This window comes from Chitinophaga sp. 05T412 (genome assembly GCF_056396465.1).
In genome coordinates, this window is sequence record NZ_JBFTLN010000015.1 from 59,328 (window position 1) to 74,417 (window position 15,090).

General features: G+C 46.6%; 8 protein-coding genes. 6 read left to right on the forward strand and 2 right to left on the reverse strand.

All coding sequences use genetic code 11. The features are described from left to right. Positions 1-11: 11 nt before the first annotated feature. Both AC1DFM_RS27250 and AC1DFM_RS27255 read right to left on the reverse strand, forming a co-directional pair. On the reverse strand, positions 12-791 hold the full coding sequence (locus AC1DFM_RS27250) for a response regulator transcription factor (RefSeq protein ID WP_477079931.1): 780 nt from the start codon (positions 789-791) through the stop codon (positions 12-14). Then, positions 773-3,940, reverse strand: a complete 3,168-nt coding sequence (locus AC1DFM_RS27255) for a ligand-binding sensor domain-containing protein (RefSeq protein WP_477079932.1) — start codon at positions 3,938-3,940, stop codon at positions 773-775. Before AC1DFM_RS27255 ends, AC1DFM_RS27250 begins: the two co-directional genes overlap by 19 nt. Before the next feature lie 270 nt (positions 3,941-4,210). Here AC1DFM_RS27255 and AC1DFM_RS27260 point away from each other — a divergent pair, with 270 nt between their 5' ends. The 6 genes from AC1DFM_RS27260 (at position 4,211) to AC1DFM_RS27285 (ending at position 15,064) form a co-directional block, all read left to right on the forward strand. Beyond that, positions 4,211-5,233 (forward strand): glycoside hydrolase family 43 protein, encoded by a 1,023-nt coding sequence (locus AC1DFM_RS27260; RefSeq protein ID WP_477079933.1) that lies wholly within the window; start codon positions 4,211-4,213, stop codon positions 5,231-5,233. Positions 5,234-5,252: 19 nt separating this feature from the next. Further along, complete coding sequence (locus AC1DFM_RS27265; RefSeq protein ID WP_477079934.1) at positions 5,253-7,097, forward strand: glycoside hydrolase family 2 protein; 1,845 nt, start codon at positions 5,253-5,255, stop codon at positions 7,095-7,097. A gap of 2 nt (positions 7,098-7,099) precedes the next feature. After that, on the forward strand, positions 7,100-9,154 hold the full coding sequence (locus tag AC1DFM_RS27270; RefSeq protein WP_477079935.1) for a beta-L-arabinofuranosidase domain-containing protein: 2,055 nt from the start codon (positions 7,100-7,102) through the stop codon (positions 9,152-9,154). Between the two features lie 70 nt (positions 9,155-9,224). After that, entirely contained in the window at positions 9,225-12,383 is a 3,159-nt protein-coding gene (locus tag AC1DFM_RS27275; protein WP_477079936.1) for a SusC/RagA family TonB-linked outer membrane protein, read from the forward strand. An 18-nt stretch (positions 12,384-12,401) separates the two neighbouring features. Next, positions 12,402-14,351 (forward strand): RagB/SusD family nutrient uptake outer membrane protein, encoded by a 1,950-nt coding sequence (locus AC1DFM_RS27280; RefSeq protein ID WP_477079937.1) that lies wholly within the window; start codon positions 12,402-12,404, stop codon positions 14,349-14,351. Positions 14,352-14,359: 8 nt separating this feature from the next. Beyond that, entirely contained in the window at positions 14,360-15,064 is a 705-nt protein-coding gene (locus AC1DFM_RS27285) for a DUF3823 domain-containing protein (protein WP_477079938.1), read from the forward strand. Positions 15,065-15,090: the final 26 nt, after the last annotated feature.

Genomic DNA, 15,090 nt, shown 5'->3' on the forward strand with positions numbered 1-15,090 from the left:
AAAAACGCCCGCTATGATTCTCTGTCCGACTGTATTTGCGCTACATACCTGGATGGCAGTATCCCAAACTGTTTCTGGAAATTCTTTCCAAAATTCGTCAGCGAAGCAAAGCCACTCAGCTCTGCTACTTCATTAATTTTATACGCACCGGTAGATAATAACGCCGCTGCTTTTTTAAGTCGCGCAATATTAATCAGTTCATGCGGTGTTAAATCTGATATAGCTTTTATCTTCCTGTAAAAAGTGGGGCGGCTCATATTCATGAAGTCTGCCAGCTGCTCCACATCCAGATCAATGTTGGTGAGATGTTGATTAATCAGGTCGTGTAATTTTTCGAGGAACTGTACATCGGCGTTGGTGTTGGCCATGCTGCGCATATGCACCAGCGGCGTGCTGGCATAATAGGATTTTATTTTATGGCGATTGCTCAGTAAGCTGGCAATTTGCGCCTGCAGAAATTCCGGAGAGAAAGGTTTTTCTATATATGCATCTGCGCCCAGTTCCAGGCCATGTATCTTAGATTGCAGGGTATCACGGGCGGTGAGCAATATCACCGGAATGTGACTGCTCTCTACACCGGATTTAATAATACGGCATAATTCAAAACCATCCATTACGGGCATCATCACATCACTGATCACCAGCTGTACGGGCTGTTCCTGCAGGATTTGCAGGGCAGCGGCGCCATGCAGGGCGGTGGCTACTTTGTATTTCTCTTCCAGGTCATCTGCAATGAAAGATAATATTTCTTCATTATCATCTACTAACAGTATCAGTGGCTTATTTTCCATTTGCTCAGATTGAATTCTATTTCCTGGTGAACAGGCAAGGTTAATGAAAATACGTTGACTCCTCCTTCCGCCGGTAATAGCTCCAGCGTACCTTTATGCAATATGGTCAGTGACCTCGACAACGATAAGCCGATACCCGTGCCGGATTGCGCCGCCGTGGCCTTCACCCGGAAAAAAGGTTCGAATATTTTTTCCTTCATCTCCGGAGGAATAATATACCCATCATTCTTTACCAATATGGTAAAGGTAGTATCTCCGTCGGATACGGGCAACAAGTGTATAGATGCTTTGGTAGCAGCATATTTGATAGCATTGTTCAGCAGGTTGCCGAGTATTTTGTACAATGCTTCTGCATCTACATAAGCAAAGAAATGTAAACTTGATAATTCTATTTTGAATTTGATATTTTTCTGTTCCGCTGCCGGCGTAAAACGCAGGTGGTTTTCTTTCAGCAACTCCGGAATATCGGTGCGTACAAAATTAAGACTGAAACCATGGATCTCCGTTTTGCGGAAGTCGAGCAACTGGTTAGTAAGATCCAGCAGCCGGTTGGTATTGCGCTCCATAATCCGCAGGTTCTTTTGTATAGGCGGCACCTCTGCAGCATGTTGGATCACCTTTTCCATAGGCCCTTTGATGAGGGTAAGCGGCGTCCGTATTTCATGCGCCAGGTGTGTGAAGAATTCTATCTTTGCCTGGTATACTTCCTTCTCTTTTTCATGCGCCAGCAATTCCATTTGTCGCTTTTGTTTTTGTAATGCCCGCTGATGATACCAGCGGATAATCGCATATACAATGCTGCACAGCAATAACAGGTACACGGCATAAGCCGGATAGCTGGCCCAGAATGGCGGCCGTATTTTGATGAAAAGCACGCGTGGTGCTTCTCCCCAGCTACCACCACTGTTGGCGGCTTTCACCATAAATCGATAGGTGCCCGGCGATAACTTCGTGAAATAAACTTTGCGATTGGTTTCCAGGTGGGTCCAGTCTTTATCCAGTCCCTCCATTTTGTAAGCATAGGCCGTCATCTCCGGCGACGTATAACTCAGCGCGGCAAAGTCAATACTGAAAGAGGATTGGTCGTGCGATAAGATAATAGTATCCGTATAGGAAATAGATTTTTTCAGAATATCGCCCACCTGCGCTTCTTTGTTAAACACCTGGAAGCCGGTGATGTACACGGGTGGCAGGAAATGATTGCGCAGGAAATGATCCGGGTTAAAACGAATCATCCCTTTTACGCTGCCGAAGTACATATTGCCTGTGCTATCCTGGTATCCTGAATTGTAATTAAACTGATCATTTAATAATCCGTTAGCTTTCGTAAAAACCACCGCCTTTTCTGTAGCCGGAGAAAAACAACTTAGTCCCTTGGATGTGGAAATCCAAAGCAGTCCCCGTTTATCTTCCTGGATACTAAAAATCATGTTGCTCAAAAATCCGTTGCGGGTATTGTAGGTGATAAAATTATTTTGTTCCGGATGAAACAAACAAAGACCATCATCTGTAGCCAGCCATAACCGATGGTGGCTATCTTCAAAGATACTGTTGGTCCGATTGTCGCTCACGCTGTGAGGATCGGCTGGATCATGCAGGTAGTAGCCTTTTTTGCCGGTGCGGCGATTATAGTAATAAAGCCCGTCTCTGACAGTGCCCAGCCAGATGGTACCTTCGCTATTTTCAAACACCGCCGTATAAAACATATACGGAGATACTTCCGGTACTTCTTCAAAATCGTCCCGTATACGGTTGTACTGATATAATCCCCTCGTAGTACAAATGAGAATATCACCGTTGCGGGTACGCAGCATCGCATAAATAAAATTGCTATGCAGCTGATGCGCAGCAGATCCGGCTTTGTAATGCCGGATGAATTTGCCGGTAGGGATATCCAGTATATCCAGTCCATGCTCGAAAGTACCTATCCACAGGGAGTCGCCGGTGACCATCAGGCCATGTATATTGGTGTGCGACAAGCCCGTTTGCGGCGGTGGCAGTGGCTTAATATTGCTGAAAGCACCGTTGGCAATGGTGAATTTATTGAGGCCGCCATCTTCCGTACCTATCCATAAATGTCCGTAGCGATCGGGATGAATTTCTCTTACGGCATTCCCGCTTAAAGAAGGAATACCGGTTTGTGGGAAAAACTTTTCGAAAGCGGTGTACGGTTGAGGGAAGTAGTTAATGCCACCAAAGTAAGTACCCGCCCATATACCGCCTTCTTTATCTTTACAAAAACTATATACTGCATTATCAGAAAGCGAGTAAGGGTCGTTATATTTTTTTTTCAGGTTGATGATTTCACCGCTTTGAAGATGATAAATATAGATACCTGATTCCGATGCTATCCAGTATTCATCCGGGGTGCGGGGAATGATATCCCGTGCATATATCTCTGCGTGATCCGGGGCGGTAGCGATGAAATCTTTGTAGGTACGGGTGCGCAGATCAAATAATTTAACGCCTTGCGTATTGGTACATACCCAGATGGAGTCTTTACCGAGGCAGGCAATTTTTTGTATCCATTGTGTGCTGGTGGCAGGAGAGTGATCAAAAAGGGGATAGCTGGTAAAGGTGTTTTTTTGCGGATCATATACTGCTATTTTTCCATCGGTAGAAGAAGCCCATAAGTGGCCATCACTCCCCATACAAACAGAGGTGGCATCAAATGCCCGCGGGGTATCGTATAAACTGTCGGTGGCCGTATGATAACGGAATAAACTGCCGCCGGATACAAACCAGATGTTTCCCTGCGTATCTTTTGTGATGGCCCGTATATCTCCGTTCATGCGTTTATTCATGGAACGGAATTTTTCACTGTGCGGATTGTATACGTACACGCCCTTGTCGGTTCCTACATAGAGGAGTCCTGTATCATCCTGAAAAAGACTCAATATAAAATTGCCGCCTAAACTGCCCGGTTCGTTGCTGCGGCGAAATACACGGAAGGTATTGCCATCAAAACGGTTCAAGCCGTAGAGCGTTCCGAACCACATGAAGCCTTGCTGGTCCTGCAGGGTACATATCACTGCACTATGCGACAAACCATTCTCTACCTGGTAGTGAATGAAGTTGGCTTCCTGGCTGTACGTTATTTTGCTCAGCAGCAACAGTAAAAGAAGAATATAATGTCTGGCATTTATCATGAGCACAAAGCATAAGGCATAAAGCAAAAAGCTATTTTAGCGGATAATCTGTCTAATTCTATCCATAGATAAAATACGCTTTGATCATCCGCTAAAATAGCTTTTTGCTTTCTGCTTTCAGCTTTTTGCTTTTTTTTATAAAGTTTGATACAAAAAAGTGAAAAATTGAGATAAATGGATACACAGTGAAGCAAAGGAATTCTTTTCTTTGAAGAACTATTTTAAGCGTGATTTTTACGCTTAACTAAGACCAAAAGCTAAATCCATGTTATGAAAAGTAGTCCACTACTTTCCCTGCTATGCCTGCTACTGATGAGCGTTGTTTGTCAGGCCGCTGCACCGGATACGGCGGGTGTGTTTACCAACCCTTTATTGGGTAGTGGTCCTGATCCCTGGGTGATTCGGGAAAACGGCCTATATTATTATTTAAACACCACCGGACATAATCTGGTGATGCGTAAAACCCCGGCCATGTCGGAGCTGGGGAAAACAAAAGAAATCGTAGTCTGGACACCTCCCGCCAAAGGGCCTAATGCCAGGGACATCTGGGCGCCGGAATTACATCGCCTGAATAATAAATGGTACCTGTATTACACCGCCGGATCATCTGATAGCATACATCCGCAACATACGTTTGTACTGGAAAATACCGCGAAAGATCCTACTACCGGTAGCTGGACAGACCGAGGACAAATAAAGGACACCGCTGCCAATTATTTTGCTATCGATGGTACTGTCTTCATGCATAAAGGTCGTCAGTACTTTATCTGGAGTGGCCACAATGGAAAAGATGGCATTCAGCGCCTCTATATTGCCCGCATGGCCAATCCCTGGACGCTGATATCGCCTCGGGTAGAAATAGCCGCCCCGCAGTACAAATGGGAGCAGAACGGCGTGAATGAAGGACCGGAGATATTGAAGAACGCCAAAGGAGAAATATTCCTGATTTTTTCGGCCAGCGGTTGCTGGACAGAAAACTATGCCCTGGGTATGCTGCAGTTGAAACATGGGGCCGATCCGTTGCAGCCACAAAGCTGGACCAAATTTCCGGAGCCGGTGTTGCAGCGCAAACCGGAGAATGGCGCCTATGCACCGGGCCACAACGGCTTTTTTAAATCGCCGGATGGCCGGGAAGACTGGATCATTTACCACGCCAATTCCAAAGCAGGGGAAGGTTGCGGGCAACGAAGAAATCCACGCATACAACTCATTAACTGGAGAGCCGATGGCAGCCCGGACTTTGGCGAACCGGTGAAAATAAATACCCCCATTAAAAAACCTTCAGGAGAATAAAATCATTTTAAGCAGACATATGAAAAAGACGCACTTAATTATTGCACTGGCATTGGGACTCGGATGGAATACCGTGGAGGCACAACAGCAGTGGAAAATGGTAACAGGGAAAATTGCTACTACCTGGAGTGAACAGGTAACGCCTACCGCTGTGTTGCCTGAATATCCTCGTCCACAGCTGGTTCGTGGCAACTGGAAAAACCTGAATGGCTTGTGGAACTATGCCATTAAACCAAAGAGCGACGACAAGCCCGCTACCTGGGATGGACAAATCCTGGTTCCGTTTGCAGTGGAGTCTGCTCTTTCCGGCGTAGGAAAAAATGTAGGAAAAGATAATGTACTCTGGTATAATACATCGTTGACCTTGCCGTCTGCCATGCAGGGCAAAAAAATACTGTTGCACTTTGGCGCGGTTGACTGGCGTACTACCGTTTACGTGAATGGTCAGGAAGCTGGCAATCATGAAGGTGGCTTTGATCCTTTTACGCTTGATATTACAGCATTCGTGAAAAAAGGCAAACAGGATATTGTGGTAAAAGTGTGGGACCCTACCGACGAAGGGGTACAGCCAAGAGGCAAGCAGGTAAAAAGACCGGAAGGCATCTGGTATACACCGGTAACGGGTATCTGGCAAACAGTATGGGTAGAAGCAGTAGCCGATACTTACATCGCAGGTACTAAACAAACACCGGATATTGATAACCAAAGTCTGACGATATCAGCCAACGTGCAAAATGCAAAAGAAGGAGACGTGGTAACGGTTACCGCTTTTGATGGTGGCAATAAAGTAGCAGAAGGCACGCTGAGTGGAGAAACCACGGTGCTGAAAATTGCGTCTCCAAAATTATGGTCGCCCGAATCTCCTTTTCTGTATGATCTAAAGTTAACGGTTACACGTAAAGGAAAAGTGATCGATGAAGTGAAAAGCTATTTTGCCATGCGTAAATCGTCTATTGGTAAAGATGCCAATGGTATTGAGCGTATGTTGTTGAATAACCGCTTTGTATTTCAATTTGGTCCGCTGGATCAAGGCTGGTGGCCTGACGGATTGTACACTGCACCAACAGATGAAGCGCTTAAATTTGATATTGCGCAAACAAAAGCGATGGGCTTTAACATGATCCGCAAACACATCAAAGTAGAGCCCGCACGTTGGTACTACTACTGCGATCAACTGGGTATTATGGTATGGCAGGATATGCCAAGCGGCGACCTGGGCAATGGCTGGGAACCCCGCCCTGGTGTTATTGACCGTGCTACCGATCAGCATCGTTCCGCTGAATCAGAAGGATACTACAGAAAGGAATGGAATGCGATTATCGATCATTTATACAACTATCCTTCTATTGTAGTATGGACGCCATTCAACGAAGCATGGGGGCAATTTAAAACCATGGACATTGCCAAATGGACCATGGAGAAAGATCCGTCAAGACTGGTGAATACTGCCAGTGGTGGTAACTTCTATCCCATAGGCCATATCATCGATCTGCATAATTACCCGGAACCAGCGATGCCAGATCCGGCTATATACGGCGATAAACGCGCCATTGTGCTGGGAGAATTCGGCGGCCTTGGATTGCCGGTAAATGACCACGTATGGCAGCAAAAAGATAACTGGGGCTATCAGAGCTTCAAAAATGCGGACGACCTCTTCAAACACTACAGCGGTTTTACCGACAGGCTGGAAACATTGATCAAACAAGGATTATCGGCGGCAGTATATACACAAACCACGGATGTGGAAGTAGAAATAAATGGTTTGATGACCTACGATCGTAAAGTACAGAAGATGCCATTGGAGAAATTGAAGGCCATTCATCAGAAGTTATATAACCCGGCTTTGGTAACCATAAAACCATAACAATGAGAAAGCGAAAGTCGTTTGGCTTATTTATTCTTTCTGCTTTTTTTGTAGGTGTTATTCCGGCGGATGCATTGCATTCGCCGGGTACCCGAGCTGATGGCAACACGTATGTAAAACCTGTGTACGAGTCATTACCACTGGGCGCTATTAAGCCACAGGGATGGCTGCGGCACCAGCTACAAATCATGCGGGATGGCACTACCGGTCATTTGGATGAAGTATATAATAAAGTAAAAAACGACAATGGCTGGCTGGGAGGAAAAGGCGACGGCTGGGAGGAAACACCTTACTGGCTGGATGGCGCTGTACCGTTGGCTTACCTGTTGGATGACAAAGTATTGCAGGAAAAAGTATTGCGTTATATCAACTGGACTTTGCAACAGCAGCGTCCGTCCGGCTATTTTGGTCCATTGACGGAGACAGAACGGAAAAACAATACCACCATTGGCGTGAATAACGCCGCAGCCGGGGAAGACTGGTGGCCTAAGATGGTGATGTTGAAAGCACTGCAACAATATTATACGGCCACAAATGATGCCCGCGTTTTACCTTTTATGACGCGGTACTTTAATTATCAGCTGCAGGTATTGAAAGCTTGTCCGCTTGGAAAGTGGACAGAATGGGCTACCTCCCGGGGTTCAGAAAATATCATGATAGCACAATGGCTGTATGGTATCACGAAAGATAAGAAGTTGCTGGAACTGGCGGCGCTGCTGGAGTCTCAGTCGTTTGCCTGGACTACCTGGCTGGGTAATCGCAGCTGGGTGATCGATGCTGCGGCGCAACAAAATGATCAACATTGGATGCGCCGTCATGGTGTGAATGTAGGTATGGGCCTGAAAGCGCCGGCACTAAATTATCAGCGCACCGGCAATAAACAATACCTGCAATACCTGCATACCGGCTTCACAGATTTGATGAACCTGCACGGGTTACCCATGGGTATTTTCTCCGCAGATGAAGATTTACACGGTAACGCCCCTACGCAGGGAGCAGAGCTGTGTGCCGTAGTAGAAGCTATGTTTTCACTGGAGGAGATTATCGGCATCTCTGGTGATCCTGCTTATGCAGATGCATTGGAACGCATGACGTTTAACGCCCTGCCCACGCAAACAACAGACGACTACAACGCCAGACAATATTTCCAGATGGCGAATCAGGTAAATATTAAAAGAGGGGTATTTAATTTCTCCTTGCCCTTCGACCGCGAAATGAATAATGTATTAGGCATGCGCAGTGGTTGCACCTGCTGTCTGGCTAACATGCACCAGGGCTGGACGAAGTTTACCACTCATCTCTGGTACAGTACCGCTGGAAAAGGATTAGCAGCATTCACCTATAGCCCGAATGAAGTGACCACTAAGTTAGGAAAAAGCAACACCGCGGTGACCATCAAAGAAGTGACCAGCTATCCTTTTGAGGAACAGATACAGTTTAACCTGACAATGCCGAAAGCCGTGGCTTTCCCTTTACAGCTGCGTATTCCGGCATGGTGTGCTGAAGCTGTTGTGTTGCTGAATGGCCAACCGCTTCGCAGAGATAGCGGCGGTCAGATCATTACCATACAACGTACCTGGAATAACAATGACCAGCTCACCCTGCAACTACCTATGTCCGTGCGTACCTCCAACTGGGGGCGTAATTCAAGAGCGATAGAGCGGGGTCCGCTCGTATATGCGTTGAAGTTAAATGAGCAGTGGGAGAAAGGACATGATGAGGTAGAAGGTGATTATTTCAGTGTATATCCTAAGGAAGACTGGAACTATGGCCTGCCGGAGAAAGTGATTCAGTCGCCCGCTCAATATCTGAAAGTCAGCAATGTACAACCCGCAGCTGCCGACTTTGTATGGAACCTGGCCCACGCGCCCATCGCCATTACCACCACCGGGAAAAAGATCCCTGAATGGAAGTTGGTAGATGATGTAGCGCCACAACCCATCACCGATAGAAATGGTGTTTATAAAGGCAAAGTAAACGATAAAGAAGAAGTGATTACCCTGGTGCCCTATGGCTGCACCAAAGTGAGAATAGTAGCATTCCCCGTAGTAAAATAAATCGACAGAACTATCAACCAGCGACAGTTATGGAAGACTGATCATTTATAAGACCACACAAAAAATAGTTATGAAAAAACGATTACGTATCCGGGATCAAATCCGGAATGTAATACTGGCCGGCCCATGCCTGTACTTAACAGTATTACTGCTCTTTGCTGTGCTTATTGCGCATGCTGCACCCACAGATATTAATATCACCGGTAAGGTTACAGATGAGCAGGGCGTGGCATTGCCCGGCGTCACCATTAGCCTGAAAGGTACCGCCAAAGGGACTTCTACCACCGCTAATGGTACCTATAATCTGGCTGTTCCCGATCAAAACTCAGTACTGGTGTTTTCTTTTGTAGGCTATATAAAGCAGGAAGTAACCGTAGGTGATAGAAAGGAAATTAACATACGACTCGTAACAGATAGCAAAGGTCTCGGTGAAGTCATTGTAGTAGGTTATGGTACACAAAAGAAAGAATCCGTTACCGGCGCCATTTCCGGCGTTACCAGCAAGGAACTGGAACGGGTACACGCTTCTACGGTGAGCGCTACCCTGGCGGGTAAAATACCAGGGGTTTCTTTCCGTATGCCCGACGGTCGCCCTGGCGCCGGCGCCAATATACAGATCCGTAATTTCGGAAACGCCTTGTATGTCATTGATGGTATCCAGAAAGATGCCGGTCAGTTTAACAACATTTCTCCCAATGATATTGAAAGTATCACGGTACTGAAAGACGCCTCTGCAGCTATTTATGGGGTAAGGGCCGCCAATGGGGTGGTTGTGGTAACCACCAAACGTGGTAAAGCCGGCAGTAATACAATTAACGTAGACGGCTATACGGGATGGCAGAACTGGTCGAGGTTCCCTAAAACGGTAAATGCCTACGAATGGATGTTGGGTAAAGCAGACGCTGAAATGAATGCCGAAGATCCCCGTACAGATATCACGAAAGAAGAACTCGCCAAATGGAAAGCAGGTACGGAAAAAGGCTACCAGAGCTTCGATTGGTACGATTTCATCATTAAGAAAAATGCGCCGCAACATTCCATCAACGTAAATGCTACCGGCGGATCAGAAAATATCAACTATTATTTGTCGGTAACACGACTGGATCAAAAGTCCGTGCTCGGCCGCGAGTTTGATTTTAATCGCACTAACATCCAGAGTAATGTAGATGCCAAAATAGCGAAGCGATTGAAAGTAGGTGTACAAATCAACGGGCGTATTGAAGAACGAGACAACCCAGGTGTGCCCGGAGGCGACGACTATTGGGCGCCCCGCTTTGCCTTATTCCGCAACCGCCCCACTGAACGACCCTATGCTAACGATAACCCGAAATATCCAAATGACATCGGACACAATACGGAGAACTGGGCAGTACAAAGCAAAGCCATCTCCGGATACTGGACAGAAGACTGGCGGGTGCTGCAAACCAACTTCAATGGTACTTATGAAACGCCCATCAAAGGACTGACATTAAAAGGCATGTATTCTTACTACTATGCCGATAAGCTCATGAACGGTCACGAATATACGTACGATACGTATACCTACCGGGCGGAAACAGATACCTATGACCGTACCGGCGGTAGCTCCAATCCATGGCGGGAACGCGGCACCCATAAAGTGCTGGAAAATGTACTGCAGGGACAGGTGAATTATAATAACACCTTCGGCAGACATACCATCGGCGGCACTTTTGTATCCGAAAGAATTAAACGGCGGGAGCTGGATGTATGGGTACATGCAGTGCCTAAAAGCAACCTGTTGCCATTGATCCAGTTTTCCGATATGGATACCTATAATGATGCCGATTGGACCGAAGCCAGGATAGGCTATATTGGCCGGTTTAACTATAGCTTCGGCGACAAATACTTCCTGGAAGTAGCTGGCCGTTACGATGGTTCCTGGAAATTTGCGCCGGATAAAAGGTGGGGCTTTTTCCCTTCTATATCTGCCGGATGGCGTTTAACAGAAGAACCTTTCTTTAAAAAATGGCTGGGTAGTAATAGTATCCTCACAGAATTGAAAGTCCGCGGATCTTATGGCGAATTGGGAGATGATGATATCGGCATCGGCGCTTACGATTATATGCGTGGTTATACCTATGCTACTTCTACCGTAATCCTGGATGGTACTGTTATCAAGGGTTCCCGCGATAAAGGGGTGCCTAATGACCGTCTTTCCTGGTTTGTGAGTAAGATTGCTAACGTGGGCGTGGATTACCAGTTGTGGAATGGTAAGGTGTATGGCGCACTCGATTTCTTCAACCGCAAACGGTCTGGTTTGCGCGGTCGCAAATACGATGTACTGGTGCCCGGTGAAATTGGCTATGGGTTACCCGATGAAAATGTAAACAGTGATCAGCAGAAGGGGGGCGAGTTTTCAGCGGCGTATACCACGCATGTAGGCAAAGTGAATTTCGTGGTAGGCGGTAATGTATCTTATTCAAGAAGCAGGTTTTTGCAGTCGTATAAGCCGGTGTGGGGCAACTCCCTGGATCACTACCGCAATTCCATTGAAAACCGCTGGAATGGCATCTATTGGGGATATGAAGCTATCGGACAATTCCAGTCGCAGGAGGAAATTAATAAGTATCCGGTGAACATAGATGGGAAAGGTAATAAAACGTTGTTGCCCGGTGATATCATCTATAAAGATATGAATGGAGATAATGTGATAGATGGAAACGATGAAAGGCCTATCGGCTACCAGACTACCGGCAACCCCACCGTTAACTTCGGTTTTAACCTGGGCATAAGATGGAATGGGTTTGACTTTGCGGCTGATTTCTCCGGAGGATCTATGTATTCTTATAATCAAAACTGGGAAATGAGATGGCCATTTCAAAATGGCGGCAACCTATTGAAGCAGTTCTACGATGACCGGTGGCACCGCGAAGATCCTTTCGATGTAAACAGTAAATGGATACCGGGTAAAAATCCGCCCTTACGCTTTAATAAGGGCGATCACAGCAACTACAATAAGCCTTCTACTTTCTGGCTGCATAATGTGCACTACATCAGGCTGAGAACCATGGAGTTGGGCTATTCCATTCCACAGCAACTGTTGGACCGGGTTCGGTTTAAGAAAGCCAGGGTTTATATCAACACGTACAACCTGTTTTCGCTGGATAACGTGAAAAGCCTGGGGATAGAGCCGGAAATTACGGATGAAAACGGGTTGCAGTATCCGCAGAATAAGCTGGTGAATATTGGGTTGAACCTTACTTTCTAAGTACTAAACAGATTCGTTATGAAAAAAAGTTGGTTATATATATGCATGGCCATACTGGCATTGAGTGCAGGGTGTAACGATAAAGATTTCCTCAATGTGGCTCCTTCCAATGTATTGCAGGACGAGCAACTTTGGAATGATGAAGGGCTCATCCTCTCCGTGCTGGCCGATTTGTACGACCGTTATCCGGATCGTCAAACAGATGTGAATAATAGTAACATTCCTTCCATGGTAGTGCAAACCATTGATAATTGGGGAGAATTTGCACGCCTCGATGAAGCATTTGCTTCAGAAAATGGCCAGTACTGGCGACACAGTTTTACGGAGTATCCGTATGTGTTTCCGGGTATGATTATAAAAGACGCCGGAGAGGTCACCTATTGGGATTACGCTTATATCCGCGAGCTGAATATCTTCATTGATAAATGTGGTACTTCTACCAAATTAAAAACCGATGTAAGGAACCGGTTTATTGCAGAAGCGCGGTACCTGAGAGCAGTGGTATATTTTGAAGAAGCGAAACGGGTAGGTGGCGTACCGCTGATATTAACGCCACTGGAATATAACTATCAGGGTGACCCTGCATATCTGCAGCATCCACGGGCGAAGGAGTCGGAGATCTACGACTTTGTAATCAGTGAAATGGATACGGTGAAGAGGTACCTGCCTTCCAGCCCTATTAGTAAAACCCGTGCTACTGTTGGGCTGGCGCTGGCCACCAAAGCACGTGCAGCACTATACGCCGGCTCTATTGCGAAGTATGGCGCTACAACGCCGCAGGTTACGTTGCCAGGTGGGGAAGTAGGTATCCCGGTTGCCAAGGCGAATGGCTACTACACTACCGCGTTGCAGGCAGCGCAGGAGCTGATCACCAGCGGTAACTACGCGTTGTATAAAAAGAACAGCGATAACCTGACACAGAATTTTATCAGCTTGTTTATCGACAAAGGTTCTAATCCGGAGGTGATTTTTGCGAAAGATTTTAAACTGCAAAGTGGCAGAGTACAGCCGTGGACGTTATGGAGCCAGCCCCGTTCCAATGCGGAAGAGCAGCAGGGTGGACGTTTGAATCCCTCTTTAAATCTCGTGCAGTCGTTTGAGTTACTGGACAACACTTTTGCGCCGTTGAATATCAACGCAGCAGGGGGCGGCTATGTATACTATAGTGATCCACAGGACCTGTTCGCCAACAGAGATCCACGTTTAGCCGCTACTGTTATTCTGCCCGGATCTGAGTTTAAAGACAAGAAGGTAGACATCTGGGCGGGATACCAGCTGAAAGATGGTCGCGTTATTACCGGTGACAACTTCGGCGCCAAAGGAAAGCTGGAGCCCAATGGTCCGGATGTACAGGTGGTGGGTTTTGATGGCCCGGTGAACAACCTGGAATTCAGCGCCCAGTCTGGTTTTATCATCCGGAAATATATGGACCCAACGGTGGGTTCCGGTCGTATTGGTACGCAGAGTGAGGTATGGTGGATCAGGTACCGGTATGCGGAAGTATTGCTGAATGCAGCGGAAGCAGCCTTTGAGCTGGGGCAGCGCGATGTAGCGGCGGGATACATGAACCAGGTGCGCGAAAGAGCGGGCTTCAAAACGCCGTTAACGGCTGCTGATATCACTTTTGATCGTATCGTGCATGAAAGAAAAGTAGAACTGGCATTTGAAGGCCATGAGTTCTGGGATATGAAACGCTGGCGTTTAGCGCATAAGGTATGGAATGGCGTGAAAACGCCGCTGACAACGCAACCCGGAAAAAGCGATGAGTCCAGCACGCGGGTGTTTGCATTATGGCCTTACAAGGTATATGATCCGGGTGGTGCCAATAACGGGAAGTATATCTTCAAGCAGGTATTGCCGGGAGCCGTTACTTCCGCGCATCTGTTCCGGATGGGCAATTACTATGGGTTTATCGGAGATGATATCCGGAACAACAATCCGAAAATAGTGAAAAATCCTAACCAGTAAAGCGATGTATGATGAGAACTAAGTTGCAATATATGATCATGATGGTGGCAGGTATATTGGCTGCCTCCTGTAAAAAAGATAATTATAAAGCGCCTTCCAACACGTTCAGCGGACGGTTGGTATATCAGGGCGAGTCCATCAATGTAAGTTACAACGATGTGTATTTTGAGTTGTGGGAGCCGGGATGGGGAAAAAGTATACCCATTAACGTGAGCATCAGCCAGGATGGTAAATTTTCCGCGCTGTTGTTTAATGCGACGTATAAGCTGGTCATTCCTGCGGCACAGGGGCCTTTTCGTTCTATTCCGGATAAAACCACGAATACAGATACTATTCCATTGACCATTTCGGGTAATCTCACGCGTGATATTGAGGTGTTGCCTTACTATATGATCCGTTCCCCGAAGTGGGTGGTAGCTGGTAAAACGGTGACCGCTACTTTCGCGGCAGAGAAGATTATAAAAGACTTGAATGCGCGGGATATAGAGCGGGTATCGTTGTATGTGTGTAAAACACAGTTTGTGGATGGACGTAATAGTATCGCCACGAAAGACCTGAGTGGAGGAAGTATTACAGATCCTGCCAACATTAGTTTACAGGTAGATGTACCCGCATTGGTACCTGCGCAGAAAACAGTTTTTGCCCGTGTGGGCATCAAAATAGCTGGCATCGAGGATATGATTTATTCGCCGGTGCAAGAAGTTTCCTTGTAAAGGGATGATGAATAAAGACAGATGCC